At 37.5% G+C, this 22,101-nt stretch carries 19 protein-coding genes; 14 read left to right on the top strand and 5 right to left on the bottom strand.

The genetic code is table 11. The features are described 5' to 3' along the window. Positions 1–45: 45 nt before the first annotated feature. The gene (gene pyrI / locus HMPREF0671_RS07055) at positions 46–510 is read right to left on the bottom strand and encodes an aspartate carbamoyltransferase regulatory subunit (protein WP_036898707.1); all 465 of its coding nucleotides are present in this window, start codon (positions 508–510) and stop codon (positions 46–48) included. Between the two features lie 5 nt (positions 511–515). Beyond that, complete coding sequence (gene pyrB / locus HMPREF0671_RS07050; RefSeq protein ID WP_036898683.1) at positions 516–1,463, bottom strand: aspartate carbamoyltransferase; 948 nt, start codon at positions 1,461–1,463, stop codon at positions 516–518. A 143-nt stretch (positions 1,464–1,606) separates the two neighbouring features. Between pyrB and HMPREF0671_RS07045 the strand changes: the two genes are divergently transcribed. Next, the gene (locus HMPREF0671_RS07045; RefSeq protein ID WP_036898681.1) at positions 1,607–3,916 is read left to right on the top strand and encodes a transglycosylase domain-containing protein; all 2,310 of its coding nucleotides are present in this window, start codon (positions 1,607–1,609) and stop codon (positions 3,914–3,916) included. A 235-nt stretch (positions 3,917–4,151) separates the two neighbouring features. Here HMPREF0671_RS07045 and HMPREF0671_RS07040 read toward each other — a convergent pair whose 3' ends face one another. Both HMPREF0671_RS07040 and HMPREF0671_RS07035 read right to left on the bottom strand, forming a co-directional pair. After that, complete coding sequence (locus HMPREF0671_RS07040) at positions 4,152–5,348, bottom strand: GH25 family lysozyme (protein WP_036898679.1); 1,197 nt, start codon at positions 5,346–5,348, stop codon at positions 4,152–4,154. Next, positions 5,345–6,250 carry a hypothetical protein gene (locus tag HMPREF0671_RS07035; protein ID WP_156431008.1) on the bottom strand — a complete coding sequence of 302 codons (906 nt, stop codon included), beginning with the start codon at positions 6,248–6,250 and terminating at the stop codon, positions 5,345–5,347. The genes HMPREF0671_RS07040 and HMPREF0671_RS07035 overlap by 4 nt, the downstream gene beginning before the upstream one ends. A gap of 187 nt (positions 6,251–6,437) precedes the next feature. Between HMPREF0671_RS07035 and galE the strand changes: the two genes are divergently transcribed. The 13 genes from galE (at position 6,438) to HMPREF0671_RS06970 (ending at position 21,778) form a co-directional block, all read left to right on the top strand. Beyond that, a complete protein-coding gene (galE, locus tag HMPREF0671_RS07030) occupies positions 6,438–7,475 on the top strand; it encodes a UDP-glucose 4-epimerase GalE (RefSeq protein WP_036898675.1) in 1,038 nt (345 codons plus the stop codon). A 146-nt stretch (positions 7,476–7,621) separates the two neighbouring features. Then, entirely contained in the window at positions 7,622–8,164 is a 543-nt protein-coding gene (locus tag HMPREF0671_RS07025) for a 30S ribosomal protein S16 (RefSeq protein ID WP_036898673.1), read from the top strand. 187 nt (positions 8,165–8,351) lie between these two features. Then, positions 8,352–9,347 carry a MoxR family ATPase gene (locus tag HMPREF0671_RS07020; RefSeq protein ID WP_036898670.1) on the top strand — a complete coding sequence of 332 codons (996 nt, stop codon included), beginning with the start codon at positions 8,352–8,354 and terminating at the stop codon, positions 9,345–9,347. A gap of 50 nt (positions 9,348–9,397) precedes the next feature. Next, a complete protein-coding gene (locus HMPREF0671_RS07015) occupies positions 9,398–10,267 on the top strand; it encodes a DUF58 domain-containing protein (RefSeq protein ID WP_036898666.1) in 870 nt (289 codons plus the stop codon). Positions 10,268–10,269: 2 nt separating this feature from the next. Continuing rightward, complete coding sequence (locus HMPREF0671_RS07010; protein ID WP_036898664.1) at positions 10,270–11,355, top strand: BatD family protein; 1,086 nt, start codon at positions 10,270–10,272, stop codon at positions 11,353–11,355. Between the two features lies 1 nt (position 11,356). Continuing rightward, positions 11,357–12,355: a VWA domain-containing protein gene (locus HMPREF0671_RS07005; RefSeq protein WP_036898661.1), complete on the top strand. Its 999-nt coding sequence runs from the start codon at positions 11,357–11,359 to the stop codon at positions 12,353–12,355. Between the two features lie 30 nt (positions 12,356–12,385). Further along, entirely contained in the window at positions 12,386–13,414 is a 1,029-nt protein-coding gene (locus tag HMPREF0671_RS07000; RefSeq protein WP_036898658.1) for a VWA domain-containing protein, read from the top strand. Beyond that, entirely contained in the window at positions 13,411–14,091 is a 681-nt protein-coding gene (locus tag HMPREF0671_RS06995; RefSeq protein WP_036898655.1) for a tetratricopeptide repeat protein, read from the top strand. Before HMPREF0671_RS07000 ends, HMPREF0671_RS06995 begins: the two co-directional genes overlap by 4 nt. Before the next feature lie 42 nt (positions 14,092–14,133). Beyond that, positions 14,134–16,698, top strand: a complete 2,565-nt coding sequence (locus HMPREF0671_RS06990) for a BatD family protein (RefSeq protein ID WP_036898652.1) — start codon at positions 14,134–14,136, stop codon at positions 16,696–16,698. Beyond that, positions 16,652–17,398, top strand: a complete 747-nt coding sequence (locus HMPREF0671_RS06985) for a phosphatase PAP2 family protein (RefSeq protein ID WP_369793942.1) — start codon at positions 16,652–16,654, stop codon at positions 17,396–17,398. The genes HMPREF0671_RS06990 and HMPREF0671_RS06985 overlap by 47 nt, the downstream gene beginning before the upstream one ends. Positions 17,399–17,400: 2 nt before the next feature. Next, positions 17,401–18,672: an S-adenosylmethionine:tRNA ribosyltransferase-isomerase gene (locus HMPREF0671_RS06980; protein ID WP_036898648.1), complete on the top strand. Its 1,272-nt coding sequence runs from the start codon at positions 17,401–17,403 to the stop codon at positions 18,670–18,672. Between the two features lie 20 nt (positions 18,673–18,692). Next, positions 18,693–19,829: a DUF2027 domain-containing protein gene (locus HMPREF0671_RS06975; RefSeq protein ID WP_036898646.1), complete on the top strand. Its 1,137-nt coding sequence runs from the start codon at positions 18,693–18,695 to the stop codon at positions 19,827–19,829. Between the two features lie 8 nt (positions 19,830–19,837). Next, positions 19,838–21,778, top strand: coding sequence for an NAD(+) synthase (locus HMPREF0671_RS06970; protein WP_036898643.1), 1,941 nt, complete (start codon positions 19,838–19,840; stop codon positions 21,776–21,778). Positions 21,779–21,846: 68 nt separating this feature from the next. On the opposite strand, the gene HMPREF0671_RS12520 is transcribed toward HMPREF0671_RS06970, so the two are convergent. Further along, on the bottom strand, positions 21,847–22,098 hold the full coding sequence (locus tag HMPREF0671_RS12520; RefSeq protein ID WP_036898703.1) for a hypothetical protein: 252 nt from the start codon (positions 22,096–22,098) through the stop codon (positions 21,847–21,849). Positions 22,099–22,101: the final 3 nt, after the last annotated feature.

Genomic DNA, 22,101 nt, shown 5'->3' with positions numbered 1-22,101 from the left:
CAATAATAATATGTAAAAATTAAACTATACCTATATTTGAAACAACTATACCAATTTTACTTGGTCAATAAATTGTTCTTTATCACAATAATGACACTTCAACACTCCATGCTCTTTATCTACCACATGGAATATAGTTTGCATGGGCTCATTATTCGTAATACATTTGGGATTGTTGCATTTCACAATGCCCTTCAACTCATCAGGAGTGCGAACCGTCTTCTTTTCTACTACTTCGTAGTCCTTGATGATATTTAATACGACATTAGGTGATATGACACTCAACTTGGAAATCTCCTCATCGGTAAAAAACTTATTTGAGACTTTGATAATACCTTTGCGTCCAAACCTTTTTGAAGCATAATTATTACCAACAGTGACGGGCGAATCTAGATTTTCCAACTCCAATAATGCTACCACCTGATAAGTCTTATCGGCCGGAATATGATCGATAACAGTGCCGTTCTCAATAGCAGCAACCAATCTTTCTTTCTTGTTGTTCATCTCCATTTTCATTAATCAATGATAGTTTTATCGGCCTTAACATCGTCCAATGTTATTCCCAAACAATAACAGAATATTGCCTCTCTTGCAAACAATCCGTTCTTTGCTTGTTGAATATAATATGCATGCGGATTATTATCTACATCGAATGCAATTTCATTCACGCGTGGCAGTGGGTGCATAATCTTCATATTTGGGCGCACCTTACCCAACATATCATTGCGTAGGATATATACATTCTTAACACGTTCATATTCCATCAAATCAGAGAAACGTTCCTTTTGTACACGTGTCATATAGAGAATGTCGGCATCGGCTATGACGTCTTCATTGAAATCTTCGTGTTCTACATAGTGAATATGGTGTTCATTGCAGTAAATCTTATACTCTTTTGGCATGGCTAATTCAGGCGGAGCTATGAAATGGAAAGTTGGATTAAAGTGGCGCATGGCTGTGATGAGTGAGTGAACCGTACGCCCGTATCGCAAATCACCGACAAGATAGATATTCAAGTTTTCTAATGTTCCTTGGGTCTTATAGAGAGAATACAAATCAAGCAAACATTGTGAAGGATGCATATGGGCACCATCGCCCGCATTGACTACCGGAACAGGAGCTACTTCCGAGGCATATTGAGCAGCACCCTCTATGTAATGTCTCATCGCAATAACGTCTGCGTAGTTGCTTACCATGAGTATCGTGTCTTTCAACGTCTCTCCTTTGGTAACACTAGATGCTTTCGCATCGCTGAAACCTATGACTTTAGCTCCTAGTCTGTTTGCTGCTGTTTCAAAACTCAACCTCGTTCTTGTAGAAGGTTCAAAGAACAATGTTGCTACTACTTTCCCTTTCAGAATCTCTCTATTGGGATGCTTCTCGAACTCTTGCCCCATCTCTATTAAATAAAGGATTTCCTCCTTCGTCAGATCGGCAATTGTTACAAAGTTATGTTTCTCCATCTAAAATGCGATTGATAGTTCCGTTTTCGTTTGCTAAATTACTCATATTTTTTAATTCAAGCCACTTAATTGTGAGAAAAGTTGTACTTTTGCCAAAAATAAAAAGATATACTGTCAAGTTATCTATAGACATTTTGACTATAATGAGAAAGACTTTCATACATCTCTTATGGGGACTATTGGCTACAGGTATAATAGCATGTGTTTTAGCTTTTACCGCCATTTGGAATGGTTGGATAGGCTATATGCCGCCAATAGACGATTTGCAAAACCCTATCAATCGCTTTGCCACACAAGTTTTTTCATCTGATGGTAAAGTCATTGGCACATGGAATATCAACAAAGAGAACCGTATTGTCGTTCCCTATTCAAAAATATCTCCAAACTTGGTCAAAGCCTTGGTTGCTACGGAGGATGTTCGTTTCTACAACCATTCAGGCATAGACTTCATCGCATTAGGGCGCGCTGTCATTAAACGTGGACTATTCGGACAGACTTCTGCAGGCGGTGGTTCTACCATAACTCAGCAGTTAGCCAAACAATTATTTTCTGATGTAGCCCACAGCACGCTAGAGCGTGTACTCCAAAAACCGATAGAGTGGGTGATAGCCGTCAAATTGGAGCGTAATTATACCAAAGAAGAAATCATTGCGCTCTATCTCAATTATTTCGACTTTTTACATAATGCTGTTGGTATCAAGACCGCTTCTAATACCTATTTTGATAAAGAGCCCAGCGACCTTACCATTTGTGAGGCCGCCACACTCATTGGATTATGTAAAAATCCCTCATTGTTCAATCCGGTCAGATACCCCGAACGCTGTGTAGAACGTAGAAATGTGGTATTGTCACAAATGCAGAAAGCCGGTTATTTATCTACTGCCGAGTACAATCAATATAGCGATGAGCCATTGGCATTAAATTTCCATCGCATGGATCATAAGGATGGAACTGCCACTTATTTCCGCGATTTCCTACGCAGATATATGATGGCTTCTCAACCCAACATCAACGATTATCCTTCTTGGAATAAAGTGCAATATACGATAGACTCCATTGCATGGGCTAATGATCCCTTATACGGATGGTGTAACAAGAATTACAAGAAAGATGGAACACCCTATAATGTCTACTCAGACGGGCTGAAAGTATACACGACTATCGACAGTCGAATGCAGCGATATGCAGAAGAAGCCATGTATGGACATGTAGCTCAATACCTGCAAAAGGAGTTCGATAAAAGTAATCTGAACAATCCTGATGCACCGTTTTCCGGCGATTTAACCAAACAGCAAGTAAAAGATATTATGCGACGAGCCGTTCGTCAGAGTGAGCGCTATCGCATATTGAAGGCTCATGGTGCTTCCGATGCAGAGATAGATGAATCTTTTCGTACCAAGACCGAGATGACTGTATTCACCTATCATGGCGATATTGATACGCTCATGAGTCCGATAGACTCAATCCGCTATAATAAATCATTCTTACGTGCAGGCTTTATGAGTATGGATCCAAAGAATGGTTATGTGAAAGCTTATGTGGGTGGGATGGACTTTACCCACTTCATGTACGACATGGTAACCGGTGGTAGAAGACAAGTTGGTTCTACCATCAAGCCTTTCCTCTATGCCCTTGGAATGGAAAATGGTTTCTCTCCTTGCGACCAAGCACCCAATGTGCAACATACATACATGGTAGCCGGCCGCCCGTGGACACCAAGAAATGCTAGCAGAAGTCGATATGGACAAATGGTAACACTGAAATGGGGACTCTCACAGTCCAACAACTGGATATCAGCTTACTTGATGTCTAAGCTTAATCCTCAACAATTTGTTTCCACACTTCATGATTTTGGCATCAACAATCCGGATATCCATCCATCCATGTCGCTATGCCTTGGTCCGTGCGATGTAAGTGTTGCCGAAATGGTAAGTGCTTATACCACATTTGCCAACCACGGTATTAGAACCTCACCTTTATTTGTTACACGCATAGAAGACAATGAAGGAAATATCGTTGCACGTTTCCAGCCTCGAATGAACGAGGTGATTAGTGCCGAGAGCGCCAACAAAATGCTGGTTCTCATGCAAGCGGTCGTAGATGGAGGTACTGCCGGTCGCCTGCGTTATAAATACAATCTAGAGGGCGAGATAGGTGGTAAGACCGGTACTACCAATAACAATAGCGATGCATGGTTTGTAGGATTTACTCCCCAACTGGTTAGTGGTGTATGGGTAGGAGGTGAAGACCGCGACATCCATTTCAAAAACATGCAGATGGGGCAGGGTGCTACAATGGCTCTTCCTATATGGGCTTACTATATGAAAAAGGTTTATAGAGACCGTAGTCTAGGCTATGATACCCAAGTAAAATTCGGTTTACCAGAAGGATATAACCCTTGCGCCAATATTCCGGAAGACGATTTCAACGGCATAGACGAAGTTTTTGAATAGGGTAGAGGCCTACCCACCTTTGGCTGCAAAGCCAAGGCAGCAATATTGCAAAGTCTTAACAGCACTGCTGATACATTTGAACAGCAATTCTGTTGAGACTTTGCATTGAATCAAGAAAATATAAATGAAATAATATTCCTATCTTCCCCAAAAGGAATAAAGTATTACCTATCATCAGCAACAAACATTTTCCTTTTATCGAGGCAAATAGATTGAGGCTGGAACAGCTTCATTGCTATAAGGCATATTTCTCTATGAACTGATTGAACTCTGCCGTATAACCATTGAACACATTGATATCGACTTCGCCCTTAATCCCGTTGACCCGACCATCAGGGCTCAATTGCCAATAAATCAATCTCACATCTGGCTTGTATTCACCATAACGGGCTATCCACACTTGGTAATCGCGCTTGATGTCGGGAGCTTCTTTCAAATACCTATTTACAAAAGACTGGCTAATGTAAAGAATCGGTTTTTGGTGTGTATGAGCTGCAACGATACGCAACCAAGTACGAACATGATTAAATAGTACCGTTGTTCCACCCATTTTTTGTATTTGCGCATGCGATGGTTCTACATCCAAAACAGGTGGAAAATCACCGTTGCGAAAGAGTGTATGCTTCAAAAAGAAAAGAGCTTGTGCCCGTGCGTCAGACGTTGTAGAGAAGAAATGGTATGCCCCGACATGATAACCATGCCGATGAGCCTCTATATAATCAGATTTATAAAACTTATTACGCACGGTTGTTCCTTCGGTACTCTTGATGTATATATACGATATAGGATAGTCAACATATCCCTGTATTCGCTTTTTACTAAGACTTCCTAAATGAGTAATACGTAGATTATTCCAGTTAATACCATATCGCTTTTTGCCAATGATATGCTGGTGCTTGGATATATCAATTCCATATATACGCTCAGAAGTATATGTCATTCGTTCGCCTCTGAATACTCCTTGTCTCCATTCTCCTGATTTTAATGCGTGGCGAGCTGTCATTCCCACGCCAAATCCATCTTGTCGATCATTCATCCAATGTCCCTCATAATATGAACCATCGTTACCGCGATACACGCCATGGCCACAAGCTTGTCCGAATTGATTGAATTGTCCCGTATATATACCTATAGAATCTTTCCGACTTCCCTCTACAAGCGTATCATTTTCCCATGTTGCAATATAGTGTCTCCCTATAGAATCTGTAAATTCTCCATATCCTTGGCGTTTATTAGCTCTCCATTCGCCTCTGTATATGATGCTGTCATGCCACAACAACATTCCATATCCGGAATATGCTCCATCAACGATACCACCTATATAGGTTGTATCCCCTTTTTCAACGGTTGTCGTATTACCAGTAGATAGTCCTTTACATCCCCAAAAAGAAAATATAGTAAGAAAGCCAATTGCTATTGCTGAATTCTTCATTTCAAAATATCTTTAGAGTCAACGCCACCTTTGTTTAACTTCATACCAACCATGTTACCATACTTAGTAAAGATAGGAGCACCACATTCTCCCAATGCAGTCGGCACAGGAAGAGAATCCCGACTGCTTAGCGAGAGAACTCCTTGCCAGAACATGCTTGCATACGGTATAATGCTAATAGCAAAAACATCTTTTGGTGTCTTCTTATCAATAGTTTGCATCAATGCGATTTGTCCTTTTGTCCCATATCTTACTAAAGAGCATTCTATAGAAGCTGATTTCTGCGAATGGCGTATATAGGCATGGTATTGATCAATTCTGTTGATTTTTAATTTCTTATTGGAAACATGAGCTGATAGTAAACGCAAAACGTGTTGAATCGTATCCATTCGTGAATGATTTATAGTTGCATGTTTCGCAACCAATTCATATCCTTCGTCTTTCACGCTGTGAACCTTCAAATAATATCTGTATTCATCTCTCTGTGCATCAAGATCCCTCAGTTTTTTCTGCAAACGGTTGATTTCCTTTTTCACAATAAGCACAGTTTCTTGCTCATTATAGACCGTTTTTACAGAATCTATGGCAGCCACCATTCTCCCTTTACAAACAGGAAAGAGCCATGAAGGCTTTATCCAAAATCCATGATACATTTGCGTACTCGTAATAATGGAATCCTTATTCCATGCAGGATGCTCCATTAGAGAATCATCACGAAGAGAGGAGAAGTAAAGAATGGGAGAATGATTTGATAACAATGTGAAATAAGAGACTCTTTTCATTGTAACCAATGAAGAAGTTAATTGCCGTTCATTTCCCGGCCAACACCGAACAACAATAAAAATCACCCATACTAAAATGATTGATATGGGGATGCCAATAAGCCATAATAAGCGCTTCATCTTTCTCCTTAGTAGACAGATAATAATAATTTCCAATTTTATGCAAAGTTAGTCTAAAAATAAGACATACGTTCGTATAGATGAGAAAAGTTCTGTCATACAAAGTATTTTGGCATGTAATATTTGCAACAAAGCGTATTTTTGCGTATTTTTGCCACTCAATCAATTTACTTAAATAATCAATAAGATGAAACAGACAATATTGGTAACAGGCGGCACAGGATTTATCGGTTCTCATACTACTGTAGAATTACAGCAAGCAGGCTATGAAGTTGTCATTGTAGACAATCTGTCAAACTCTAAAATCGAAGTTCTTGATGGTATTGAGAAGATTACAGGCATCCGTCCCCAGTTCGAAAATGTAGATTTGAAAGACTATGAGGCAACAGAGAAAGTATTTCAAAAATATCCTAAGATAGAAGGTATTATTCACTTTGCAGCATCAAAAGCAGTTGGGGAAAGTGTAGAAAAGCCGTTGATGTATTATCGAAATAATGTCATTTCACTAGTCAATTTGCTTGAACTAATGCCAAAATACAATGTGAAAGGTATTATATTCTCATCAAGTTGTACGGTATATGGGCAGCCAACTGCTGAGAATCTACCGGTATCAGAATCTGCACCTATCCAGAAAGCATTGTCCCCCTATGGTAATACCAAGCAGATAAACGAAGAGATTATTCAAGACTATATTCATAGTGGAGCTAATGTAAAGAGCATTATCTTGCGTTATTTCAATCCTATTGGTGCTCACCCATCTGCCCTAATTGGCGAATTGCCCAATGGCACTCCTAACAATTTGATTCCATTTGTAACACAAACGGCAATTGGTGTTAGAAAAGAAATCACTATTTTTGGAAACGATTATTCTACACCGGATGGTACATGTATCCGCGACTATATCTATGTTGTTGATTTGGCTAAAGCCCATGTGAAAGCCATGGAACGTGTACTTGAAAAAGAAACAGAACCTTTGGAATACTTTAATGTTGGCACCGGCAAGGGAGAATCGACATTAGAGATTGTACAAGGTTTTGAGAAAGCTACAGGTGTCAAATTGAATTGGAAGTTCGGCCCACGTCGTGAAGGAGACATTGAAAAGGTTTGGGGAGATGTACGCAAAGCCAATGAAGTTCTTGGTTGGAAAGCAGATACTCCATTGGAAGATGTACTTGCCAGTGCATGGAAGTGGCAATTAAAACTGCGTGAAGACGGAGTTATGTAAGGTTTTGATAGTGTTATTTGTTAATAATAATTAACATCATGTTTCTAATCAATACAAAGTAGTTCTTAGAACATAAAAAGAATTACCTTTGCACCGCTATTACGAGTTGATAGCATAAAATTCAAACCTTATAATAAATAAATTAAATGGCAACAAAAATCAGATTACAGCGCGGCGGTCGTAAAGGCTACGCTTTCTACGGTATTGTTATCGCTGACGCTCGTGCACCACGTGATGGTAAATTTACTGAGAAGATTGGTACTTACAATCCTAATACCAATCCGGCTACTGTAGATTTGAATTTCGAACGTGCTCTCTATTGGGTAGAGACTGGTGCTCAACCTACAGACACTGTACGTACAATTTTGAAGAATGAGGGTGTATACCTCATGAAGCATCTTCGTGGTGGTGTAAAGAAAGGCGCTTTCGATGAAGCTACCGCTCAGCAGAAGTTCGACGCTTGGAAGAACGAAAAAAATCAAGGCGTAGACGCTGTACGCGCAAAGGTTGCAGACACAAAGAAAAGTCTAGCTGCCGCTGCATTGGAAGCAGAGAAGAAGATGAACGAAGCTATTGCAAAGAAAGTTGCAGACAAGAAAGCAGCATTAGCTGCTGAGACACAGGCTGCTGAAGCTACAGAGGAAGCTACAGAAGCACCTGCTGAAGAAGCTGCTCCTGCAGAAGCTTAATTACTTTCTTTCAAAGTAATAACAAAAAGAGAGTAGAAAGATATATCCTTCTACTCTCTTTCTTTTTATAGCTGTTTTCTTATTTTAATAGAGACGATTTTGTTTTTATACTTTTTTAGTCTCTCACTTTCGCCTCTCTTCTATTATTATTGTAATTTTGCGTAACATAATATATCAAAATTACAATATGGCAGAATCTATTGACATTCGGGAATTAAATATAAGAATTGAACAACAGAGTGGCTTTATTACCAACCTTGTACAAGGTATGGATAAAGTAATAGTAGGGCAAAAACACCTCGTAGACTGTTTGCTGATTTCATTACTTAGCGATGGACACATTCTATTGGAGGGTGTCCCCGGACTAGCTAAGACTTTGGCTATCAAAACACTTTCTCAATTGATAGCCGCAGATTTTAGCAGAATACAGTTCACTCCAGACTTACTTCCGGCTGACGTTATCGGAACAATGATATATTCTCAAAAAGATGAGAAGTTTCAAGTAAAAAAAGGCCCGGTCTTTGCAAACTTTATTCTTGCAGACGAAATTAACCGTGCTCCAGCCAAAGTACAGAGTGCTTTATTGGAAGCTATGCAAGAGCATCAAGTAACAATTGGTGACAACACTTTCAAATTGCCAAATCCATTCTTGGTTATGGCTACCCAGAATCCAATTGAACAGGAAGGTACTTATCAATTGCCAGAAGCACAAGTTGACCGTTTTATGTTGAAAGTGGTTATTGACTATCCAACTTTAGAAGAAGAGAAGCTCATTATCCGTAAGAATCTGTCGTCGGATTGGGGGACGGTAGCGCCTGTTACTTCTTTGGACGACATTGTTAGGGCTCGTTCTATCGTCAATCAAGTATACATTGATGATAAAATCACCCAATATATCGCAGATATTGTATTTACTACCAGATTCCCGGAGAGATACCAACTACCGGAATTAAAGGATTTGATTACATTCGGTGGTAGTCCTAGAGCTAGTATTAATCTTGCAAATGCTGCACGGGCTTATGCTTTCATCAAACATCGTGGATATGTTGTTCCTGAAGACGTGAGAGCTATCGTGCATGATGTCATGAGGCACCGTATCGGTCTAAGCTACGAAGCAGAAGCCAATAATGTATCTACAGAGGAAATCGTATCAAAGATTATCAATAAGGTGGAAGTTCCATAATTGAATTTCATTGTAGTTATATTTAAGATTTATCAATCATAGAATTCATTTTGGAAACTCGCGATATTCTAAAAAAAGTAAGACGGATTGAGATAAAGACCAAAGGTTTGAGTCAAAACATCTTTGCCGGACAGTATCATTCAGCCTTTAAAGGTAGGGGAATGGCTTTCTCTGAAGTCAGAGAATACCAGTTTGGTGATGATGTTCGTGACATCGATTGGAATGTCACGGCACGTTTTCACCATCCATATATTAAGGTATTCGAAGAAGAACGGGAAATGACAGCCATGCTGCTGATAGATGTTTCCGGTAGCCTTGAGTTTGGGACACAAATCCAGATGAAACGAGATTTGGCTACAGAGATTGCTGCGACATTGGCATTTAGTGCGATCCAAAACAATGACAAAATAGGGGCAATCTTTTTCTCAGATAGAATAGAAAAGTATATTCCGCCTCAGAAAGGCAGGAAACATATTCTCTTCATTATCAGAGAGATGTTGGATTTCCAACCTCAGAGTCGTAAGACAGATATATCATTCGCTCTCTCTTACTTTTCACGGATGATGAAACATAGAACTACTGCATTTGTCATAAGCGACTTCTATGATAAAAAATCATTCGAAAAAGAACTTCTTATTGCAAGTAGACGGCACGATGTAGTGGCTATTCAAGTTTATGACCAATGTGCAAAAGCATTACCAAATGTAGGTTTGGTAAATATCGTGGATGCGGAAACAGGTCATGAGATGATAATAGACACCAATTCCAAACTCGTTAGGAATGCCCATACCCAATATTGGTATCAAAGACAAAGAGTCTTGAAACAATTATTTGCAAAGGGACAAGTTGATTGGATTTCTGTAGCAACAAATGAAGATTATGTAAAGTCTCTCATGTATTTGTTTAAGCAAAGGAATTGATTATGCACGTTTGGATTAAAAGTTTCTTATTAAGTATTGCTTTTATTGGGCTCTTTCCAGTCTCTACTTTTGGACAAGTACAAGTTGTTCAAAAGATAGATTCTATATCTATTTTAATAGGTGAACAAGCGCATCTCACTATTGACATAACAGCTCCAAGGGGAAGTAAGGTCACCTTTCCAAAGCTAATGTCTGCCAAGCAAATTGTTCCCGGACTTGAGATCATTGAATCAAGTCCTGTCGTGCTTACTGATGCTGATGACAACCAAAGCAAATATTCCAAAACTATTACGCTGACAGCTTTCTCAGAAAAGCTATATGCCATCCCTGCTATCAAGGTTTTAATCAATGGAAAGAACTTTCAAGGTAATCCTCTTGCACTAAAAGTATTGACAATTGATGTGGATACTCTTCATCCTAACAAGTTTTATCCACCAAAAGATGTTCAGTCCAATCCATTCTTATGGAGTGAATGGGCTCCTTTATTTTTCTTGAGCATATTATTGCTTTTACTTTGTATATCAGCCATATACCTATATGTAAGACTAAAACAAAACAAACCTATTATCACAAAGATAAGGATAATTAAACATATACCACCTCATCAGAAAGCTCTTCACGAGATAGAGAAGATTAAATCTGACAAGATGGATATATCAGAAAATACGAAGGAGTATTATACAAAATTGACCGACACATTGAGATTGTATATCCAAGAGCGTTTCGGATTCAGTGCAATGGAAATGACAAGTAGTGAAATTATTTCTAAATTGCGCGATAATGGAGATCAAGTAATGCTAAACGAACTTCATAACTTATTTGAGACTGCAGACTTAGTAAAATTTGCCAAATACTCGACATTAATCAATGAAAATGATTTGAACTTAGTCAATGCTGTCAATTTTATAGACAGCACCAAACAGAATATTGAACCGAAAGAAGAACGTATAGTTCCACAACTGACAGAGAACGAATTGGAATCTAAGAAACAGCGCGTCATTATTAAAACAACAATTAGTATTGTTATAGGATTTGCTGCGATTCTCTTCGGATATATCATGTATGCTATTTATCAATTAATTGGCTGATATGGAATTTGCAAATAAGGAATATTTTATATTATTGATATTATTGATACCATATATCTTGTGGTATTTCTTATACAGGAAAGATTCTGAGCCAACTTTAAGGATGAGCGATACATTCGCTTATAAATATGTTCATAAGAGTTGGAGAATGCGACTTATCCATGCCCCTATGATATTAAGGTGTATAACATTTACATTGATTGTAGTAGCTATGGCGAGACCTCAAACTCGTAATTCATGGAATAACAAATTGGTAGAAGGTATTGATATAATGATGGCTATGGATGTATCAACCTCTATGCTTGCTGAAGATCTGAAGCCCAATCGTATAGAAGCTGCAAAAAATGTTGCTGCGGAATTTATTGCCGATCGTCCTAATGATAATATAGGCTTGACAATCTTTGCTGGTGAAGCTTTTACACAATGCCCTATGACGACCGATCATGCATCTTTAGCCAATCTCTTACATAATGTAAGAACAGATATTGCTGCGAGAGGCTTAATTTCTGATGGAACAGCTGTCGGTATGGGACTGGCAAATGCAGTTTCACGCTTAAAGAACTCCAAAGCAAAAAGTAAAGTTGTGATTCTGTTAACTGATGGTAGTAATAATATGGGTGATTTGTCGCCAATGACTTCAGCACAGATTGCTAAGAGCTTAGGAATAAGGGTATATACAATCGGAGTAGGCACCAATAAAGTTGCTCCCTATCCCATGAATGTTGCCGGTAGAGTACAATATGTAAATATGCCGGTAGAAATAGATACAAAAACATTACGTGATATAGCAATAACGACGGATGGGAACTTTTATAGAGCTACCAATAATAATGAATTAAAGCAGATATATAAAGATATTGATAAATTGGAGAAAACGAAGATGGATGTCAAGCAATTCTCTAAAAGATACGAGGCATTCCAACCATTCGTCCTTTTTGCATTCATATTCCTATTATTGGAAATACTCACACAATATATAGTATTGAGGAGACTTCCTTAAAGGTAATAAAAAAATACTGATTGATTTTTTATGATTAGATTTGAAGATCCCACATATTTATGGTTTTTATGTATTATTCCGGCTTTACTTTTATGGCAAGGAATTGCATGGAAACAACGTAAAACCAAACTTAAACGGCTCGGCGATATAGCTCTTATTAAACAATTATCGCCAAACTATTCTAAATTGCGCCCTAATTTAAAGTTTTGGTTATTGTGTGCGGCCTTATTTATATTAATACTTATGTTAGCCCGTCCGCAGATGGGCACCAAAATTAGTCACGAGAAGCGGCAAGGGATAGAGACAATTATAGCATTGGATATAAGTAACTCTATGATTGCAGAAGACGTAGTTCCCTCTCGTTTGGCCAAAAGTAAACTTCTTATAGAAAATCTTGTCGACCATTTTAACAATGATAAGATAGGATTAGTTGTCTTTGCTGGAGACGCATTTGTGCAATTACCTATAACAAGCGATTATGTCTCTGCCAAAATGTTTTTGCAGAATATAGATCCATCACTGATAGCCACACAAGGTACTGACATAGCAGAAGCTATTAAAATATCTACTAATAGTTTCTCCCAACAATCAAATATTGGAAAAGCTATCATAGTTATTACAGATGGTGAAGACCATGAGGGAGGTGCTACCGAGGCAGCTAAAGCAGCCCATCAAAAAGGAATCAATGTATTTATCCTTGGCATTGGAGATCCCAAAGGGGCACCAATACCGTTGAGAGAGGGTGGCTATCTGAAAGATAATGCTGGTAATACAGTTATGACAGCATTGAATGAAACTATGTGTCGACAAATAGCCGAGGCAGGAAGCGGTACATATATACATGTCGACAATACCAGCGATGCACAAAAGAAATTGAATTCAGAACTTACTAAATTACAAACAGGGGAAACGGACTCTGTGATATACAGCCAGTATGCCGAACAATTTCAGGCTTTTGGTATTATTTTGTTGATTCTATTAATTATAGACGTTTGTATACTCAATGCAAAAAATCGACATTTGAAGTCTTACCATTTGTTTAAAAGAGAACATAAATGAATATAAATAAATTGATATTGTGCTGTTTGCTTAGTATCATAGGAAGCAATTCCATATATGCACAAGCTGATAGACGAAATATTCGTAAAGGGAATAAGGAATTTCATACAGATCAATATGTTCAAGCTGAAGTTTCTTATAGGAAAGCAATATCTCAAAATCCCCGTAATGCGCAAGCGGTATATAACCTAGGAAATGCACTATTTGCTCAACAAAAAGATTCTGCTGCGATTGTACAGTTTGAAAATGCGGGAAAGATGGAAACAAATAAAATCCGCAAATCTAAATCATATCACAATATAGGGGTTATATGTCAGAAACGTCAATTATATGCGGAAGCAATTGAAGCATACAAAGAGAGTTTAAGGAACAATTCTTCAGATAATGAAACTAGATATAATTTAGCTCTTTGTCAGAAGTTATTAAAGAATCAACCGCCCAAGAACAACCAGCAGAACAAAGATAAAAAAGATAAGGATAAACAAAATAAAAATAATAAGCAAGATAAAGATAAGCAAGACAAATCTAAAAAAGAGAGTCCAGACAAACAGAGTATGAGTAAAAGTAATGCAGAACAATTATTAAATGCTGCGATGCAACAGGAAGAGAATACTCAACAACGTTTAAAAAAAGCCATGCAACAGCCAAAATCTAAACAGTTGCAGAAGAATTGGTAACAGAAATAGTTGCCTATAAAAACATTATAATAAAGATATTTAATGACTAAGAGAGCATCTTTTTTTATAAGCGTATTATATATGATATTGTGGAACATGCAAAGTGTTGCACAAACAATTTCCGTCTCTGTTCCACATCAAGTAGCTGTTGGAGAGAACTTTAGACTCTCCTATACTATTCCAACACAAGACGTTAATGACTTTAGAGCTGGTAACATACCATCTGCTCTTGAGGTCTTGGCAGGGCCATATACATCTTCACAATCTAGTTATCAAATCATTAATGGACGAGCAAGTAGTTCATCATCCATCACATATACGTATACCTTATATGCAGCTAAAAATGGTATATATACAATTCCTTCTGCTGTTGCTATCGTTAATGGGAAGAAAATAGTATCACATGCTGTTAAAGTAGAAGTATCCGGACATGCCCGAAATACAACCAGTCCTCAGATGCATGAAGACAATAATGCACAGATGCGTAGTGCTGGTTCCCAAATATCGGGTAATGATTTGTTTATCAAAGTGAGCGCAAATAAAAGGGTGGTACATGAACAAGAACCAATACTATTAACTTATAAGGTATATACGTTACTTGATCTTACACAATTAGAAGGAAAAATGCCCGACCTAACAGGCTTCCATACACAAGAAATAAAATTACCACAACAAAAAAACTTCCATGTAGAAAAAGTTAATGGTAGGAATTATAGGTGTGTAACATGGAGTCAATATGTCATGTATCCCCAAATTACAGGGAAATTAACGATTCCTAGTATTACTTTCAAGGGCATTGTTGTTCAACAAAATAGAAATGTAGACCCATTAGAAGCATTCTTTAATGGAGGTTCTGGATATGTGGAGGTTAAGAGGAACATCGTTGCGCCAAGTATTGATGTACAAGTATTGCCACTTCCTACACGTCCCATGGATTTTTCCGGTGGTGTTGGAACTTTCAAAATATCAGCCCAATTAAATAAAAGCCAAATAAAGACAGGCGAACCAGTTCAGTTGCGTGTAGCTGTTAGTGGAGTCGGTAATCTAAAGTTGATAAAACAGCCTGAAATAAAATTACCAAAAGACTTTGATAAATATGCTCCTAAGATAACTGATAAAACTCAATTGACATCTCAAGGTGTGGAAGGCAGTATGGTATACGATTATATCATAGTACCAAGGAATGTTGGGCAATATAAAATTCCAGCTATAGAGTTTATTTATTATGATATTTCCTCAAATTCATACAAGACAATATCAACTCAATCATTCAACTTAGAGGTTTCAAAAGGTAATGGTACTAATAGTACGATTTCAGACTTCAGTATGAAGGAAAATGATATTCGAGATATTAAACGTGGGAATGTAGATTCCTACGATATACATCAAAGTTTCTTTGATTCTCTTAGTTATTGGCTATTCTTGATATTGCCTATTGTCACATTTGGCATATTATCAGTTGCTTTCAGGAAACAAGCAAAAGAAAATGCTGACATCATTGCTTCTAAAGGGAGAAAAGCTAATAAAGTTGCCAATAAGAGATTAAAGAATGCCAAGAATTTAATGGAAGCCAATAGGGATAATGAATTCTATGACGAAGTTCTAAGGGCTTTATGGGGATATGTAGGTGACAAAATAAATATTCCTGTAGAAAAACTTTCTCGTGAGAATATATCAGAAAAGTTACAAAGCTATAATGTAGATGATGCTACCATCTCTATGTTCATTACAGCAATAGATGAATGTGAATATGAACGATATGCCCCAGGAGATGTAACAGGTAATATGAATAAGACTTTTAATGCAGCTATGACAGCCATTACAAATATAGAGAATGTCATGAATAAGAAGAGATATAATACTCATTTTATTATTCTGTTAATACTTCTTGGTTCATTACTTCCTGGTACTACTATAGCTGCAAATAAAGATACGGCAGATAAGGCATATATAACAGGTGACTATCAATTAGCAATCAAAGAATACACCCAGTTATTAAAGGGTCACAAAAATGCTTTGCTCTATTATAATCTTGGAAATGCTTACTATCGTACGAATGATATTACACATGCTGTACTATCATACGAACGTGCTTTACAATTAGAACCGGGAAATAAGGATATACGCTTCAATTTACAATTTGCCAGAAGTAAGACTATTGATAAAATTGCTGAAGACAATGAAATGTTCTTTATAACGTGGTACAAATCATGTGTGAATTTTACGAGTGTTGACAATTGGGCTTATATATCCATCATAGCGTTAATAGGATTTTTAGCATTCTTATTGCTATACCTATTCTCTAATAAATTATTATTCCGAAAAGGCGGCTTCTATGCTTCGATTTGCTTTTTATGTCTTTTTATCGTTAGTATGGTCTTCTCGTACCAGCAAAAATATAACCTGCAAAACTCTACAGGGGCAATAGTTATAAGTCCTTCGGTATCAGTTTATAAAACCCCTACACAAAATAATGCAAGTCAATTTATTATCCATGAGGGAACTAGAGTAGATATTATTGACCAAGGCATGAAAAATTGGTGGAATATTAAATTAGCTGATGGTCGTGAGGGGTGGATACCATCAAGTTCTATCGAAAAGATATAATTCTTATATAATGGATTACAGTAATATCAATCAGATTGATATAAATATATTACATAGCTTTAATAGCAGTAACAATCTGTTATTAGACCATCTCATGCAATATTCTACATTAGGGTATACATGGATTCCATTATACTTTGCAATATTCTTTCTCGTTGTCAAAAACAATGAGACTATGTTACAGATTTGTATAACAGTATTGGGAATTCTCTTTGGAGTTCTCTTAGCTAGTGGAACCGATAATTTGCTAGTTAAGCCATTGGTAGAGCGTCTACGTCCTATCAATGATCCATATATTAAATACACATTGGATATTCTAAACGGGGTAGGCGAAAAAGACTTTAGCTTTTTCTCTGCACATGCAGCAAACACTTTTGCTATAGCCACTTTCATTTGTTGCCTGACGCGAAGCCTCTCCTTGAGTATTATCATGTACATATGGGCTATAATAAATTCCATTACGCGATTATATCTAGGACTTCATTATCCCAGCGATGTATGCATGGGCATGTTGTGGGGGAGTCTCGTTGGAATAATTAGTTATAAAGTGTACCATTATATATATTATAAATATTCACCCAAAATAAATTATATATCATCTCAATATACATCTACTGGATATAGCCATGAGGATATTGATGTCGTAATATCTATTTTCGTCATGTTACTAATCCTTTCATTAATTATTTCTGTTATATAAAAATGAATACAAAGAACATTCAAATAAGTGATTATACATACGATTTACCCGATGAAAGAATTGCAAAATTCCCTGTTAGTCCACGTGACCATAGTAAGTTACTAGTATATAACCATGGCACAATAGAACAAGACCATTTTTATAATATTTCTCATTGGCTGCCCCAAGGGGCTCTCATGGTATATAATAATACGAAAGTGATTCAGGCACGAATACATTTTCGTAAATCAACAGGAGCATTAATAGAAGTCTTTCTACTAGAACCTGCAAAACCGGCAGACTATGAACAGATGTTCCAGTCTGTAGGCAAATGTTCGTGGATCTGTATGGTCGGCAATCTGAAGAAATGGAAGAATGGAACTTTAGAACGAGATTTTGAAATTCGTGGATGTAAAATCACTTTAAAAGCTAATCGAAAAGAATTTGACGCAAACCACATCTTACATTCTTCATTCAAAACTCCTAGTGCTGGATATTGGATTGATTTTGAATGGGACACAACGGGAGGTATAAGTTTTGCCGAGATACTACAAACTGTTGGAGAATTACCAATCCCGCCATATTTAAATCGTGAGACAGAAGAAAGTGATAAAACCACCTACCAAACTGTATATAGTAAAATTATGGGAAGTGTGGCTGCACCAACAGCAGGCTTACATTTCACAGATTCGGTATTAGATTCTATCAAAAAGTTAGGTATTGAAACCGAAGAATTAACATTGCATGTAGGAGCTGGGACATTTAAGCCTGTCAAGCATCCTGAAATAAAAGAACATGAAATGCACACAGAATTCATCTGCGTACACAAACAGACGCTCGTTAAATTATTAAATCATCAATGCGAAGCTATTGCTGTTGGAACAACGAGTGTTAGAACACTTGAAAGCCTTTATTACATGGGTGTGAAACTGGAACATGACAAAAACCTTACTGAAGAGCAACTACACGTTTTCCAATGGGAGCCATATGAAAATGAGGTAGAAGGTGGGCTTATCAATCAGATTACCCCACAGAAGGCCATTCAAAATATCTTAGACTATCTAAATGAAAATGAACTGAATGCTCTTCATAGCAGTACACAAATTATTATTGCACCCGGCTATGAATATAAGTATGTAAAGATGCTCATTACCAATTTCCACCAACCACAAAGTACATTACTTCTATTGGTAAGTGCTTTTGTCAAGGGAAACTGGAAAACCATCTATGACTATGCCCTATCACATGATTTTCGCTTCTTAAGCTATGGTGATAGTAGTTTATTAATTCCATAATTCACATAGAACACATCATTATGAAAATAGGAGATAGAGTACGCTTTTTAAATGAAATTGGCGGTGGGACCATTGCGGGATTTCAAAGTCATCAGATAGTATTGGTTGAAGACGAAGATGGCTTCCAAATACCAGTTTCCAGATCTGATGTTGTTGTCACAAACATGGATGACTATAGCACATCAAGAGCCATCAAATCAAAAACAAATGCTTTAGAGAAGAAACAAAATCAAGAGCAAGAACATAAAAACCATAGTATCAAAGCATTACTTCATGAAGAAATAGCTGATGATGATTCTGATGACAGTAGCTTCTTCGAAGAACCGGAAATTACTTTCAAGAAACCTATTGAGGAGAGAAAGGGTGGGGATTTACTTAATCTATATCTAGCCTTTGTTCCCCAAAATCCGCTAAATATCACACAATCATCTTTCAAGGCGTACATCATTAATGATTGTAATTACTATGTGCAATGCGCCTATGCCTCTTTGCAAGAAAGCAATCACAATTTACACTTTCAAGGAGAAATAGCGCCCAATACTCAATTAGCTATTGAAGATGTTGATTTAGAAATGCTAAATGACCTTTCGCGCATATCACTCCAAGCCTTCTTTTATAAGAAAGAAAAGGTATTCATCGGAAAACCAGCTTTTAATATACGGCTAAAATTAGATCCTGTTAAATTCTATAAATCTCATGTATTTGTAGAGAGTGACTTTTTTGAATCTCCGGCATTACTGTATCATTTAATTATAGATGATGAACCACCTGCTAGTTCTTCAATGAAAATAGCTAGTACTCTGGACTTTGCCACAGATAAGGATACTAAAAATGTTCAATCTCAAGATAAACGATTTATCAGACAGAAAGACTCCGATATCCTTGTTGTAGATTTACATGCTCATGAATTATTGGATACTACAGCCGGAATGAGACCAGAAGATATACGAGACTATCAAATGGAGAAATTCAATGAAATTATGGAGCACTATAAGAATCGACGAGGACAAAAAATAGTCTTTATCCATGGTAAAGGAAATGGTGTATTAAGGCAATCCATCATTCACGAACTAAATTACAAATATAAGAAAGTTCAATATCAAGATGCTTCATTTCTAGAATATGGTTATGGAGCCACCCAAGTAGTCATCAAATAATATTTATCATGAATTACGGTTTTATCAAAGTAGCCACAGCAATACCAAATGTACTTGTTGGCGATGCCAAATACAACACCGATAATCTTATATCAACTATTCAGCAAGCTGAAAATGAAGATGTTGAGATTATTGTGTTTCCAGAATTATCTGTAACAGGATATACTTGTCAAGATCTATTTCGCCAACAACTGTTACTAGATGCCGCTGAAGAAAATATCTCTCGACTTGTGAGTTCTACAAGCAATTTTGATATTATCAGTATTATAGGGTCTCCCATCTGCGTCGGCGACTTATTACTCAACTGTGCCATTGTTATCCAACGTGGACATATATTGGGAATCATACCGAAGACATATCTACCAAATTATAATGAATTTTATGAGAAGCGATGGTTTGCTTCTTCACAAGATTTACACGATACCACGATTCGATATGCCGGACAAAATGTATCTGTGACATCAACCCCTCAACTATTCCAAACAGCAGGTGGTGTCAAATTTGGCGTTGAAATATGCGAAGATGTATGGGCGCCCATCCCACCTAGTAACCAATTAGCCGTATGCGGAGCTGATTTGATTTTCAATTTATCAGCAAGCAATGATTTACTAGGTAAGCATCAATATCTGATGGCTTTGCTAAGACAGCAAAGCGCCAGAACTATATCTGGATATATATATAGCAGTAGCGGCTATGGTGAAAGTACACAAGATTTAGTCTATGGTGGAAATGCTATTATTTTTGAGAATGGGAGTCTCCTTGCAGAAGCAGATAGATTTGTGTTATCGCCCCAAATGGAGATGGCTCAAATCGATGTAGAACGTCTACGTACAGAGCGTCGCAATAATTCCACATTTGTCAATGCCCAACGTCCAACTACCAACAACACTGATTCTAATAAGATTATCATCAATTGCAAAGAGATTACCCCTCGTCCATTTACATTAACTAGACAAGTGGATCCACAACCTTTTATTCCACACGAAGAGAATTTGAGTGCTGCCTGTGAGGAGATTCTGAATATACAGGTAATGGGGTTAGCCAAACGTTTACAACATACACATAGCAAACGAGTAGTTATAGGTATCAGTGGAGGATTAGATTCAACATTGGCACTCCTTGTATGTATCAAGACTTTTGATAAGTTAGGATTAGATAGAGCAGGTATCCTTGGTGTCACCATGCCGGGATTTGGTACGTCCGACCGTACCTATCACAATGCAATCCATCTCATGCAAAAACTTGGGATTGAAATTCGTGAAATCAATATCGCCAATGCTGTAATACAACACTTCAATGATATAGGCCATGATATCAAGGTACACGATGTAACCTATGAGAATTCTCAGGCTCGCGAGCGTACCCAGATTCTGATGGATCTGAGTAATCAGGTTGGTGGACTAGTCATTGGTACCGGTGATTTGTCTGAATTAGCATTAGGATGGGCTACTTATAATGGAGACCATATGAGCATGTATGGAGTTAACGCCAGTGTTCCCAAGACTATTATCAAGTACTTGGTAGAATATGTTGCAACAACATTAGACCAAACTGTACACGACATCTTATTAGATATCATTGATACACCGATTAGTCCGGAACTTACCCCGGCCGCTGAATCTGGGAACATCCAACAAAAGACGGAAGACTTAGTTGGTCCATACGAGCTACACGATTTCTTTCTTTACTATCTCTTGAGATTTGGCTTTAGTCCTAAAAAGATTTATCTGCTTGCATGTAAAGCTTTCAAGCCTGAACAATATTCTCAGGAAACCATCAAGCATTGGCTCAGAACTTTCCATTACAGATTCTTTACACAACAGTTCAAACGCAGTTGTCTGCCGGATGGTCCAAAGGTTGGAAGTGTAAGCCTCAGTCCAAGGGGAGATTGGCGTATGCCTAGCGATGCTATGAATCGTTTATGGCTAGAAGAATGTGATGAACTTTGACTTAGGAAAACTATATAAAGAAGGCTTCTTGCTATTATTCTGCAAGAAGCTTTCTTTATATATGAATATCATCTAGGAAATTTCTGTTTTAATCTTTTCCATCCTTCTACTCCCAGAATGGTAAAACCACCATATTGACATGTTTTTGCCAAGCCAAAAAACACCACCCATAGAACACCTTTCAAAGACGTGGATATAGGTAATGCCATCTGCCCAAAAGAGATGATATAAAAAGGTATACACATCAACAACACACATACACCTGTTTTAAAAGAAAGCTTTTGAAGCCAACTCTTAATTCGTGTCAGAACTTTTCTCATAAA

This window comes from Prevotella sp. S7 MS 2, from assembly GCF_000762865.1.
Taxonomy (GTDB): Bacteria; Bacteroidota; Bacteroidia; order Bacteroidales; family Bacteroidaceae; genus Prevotella.
This window is presented reverse-complemented; position numbering and strand designations above follow the sequence as displayed.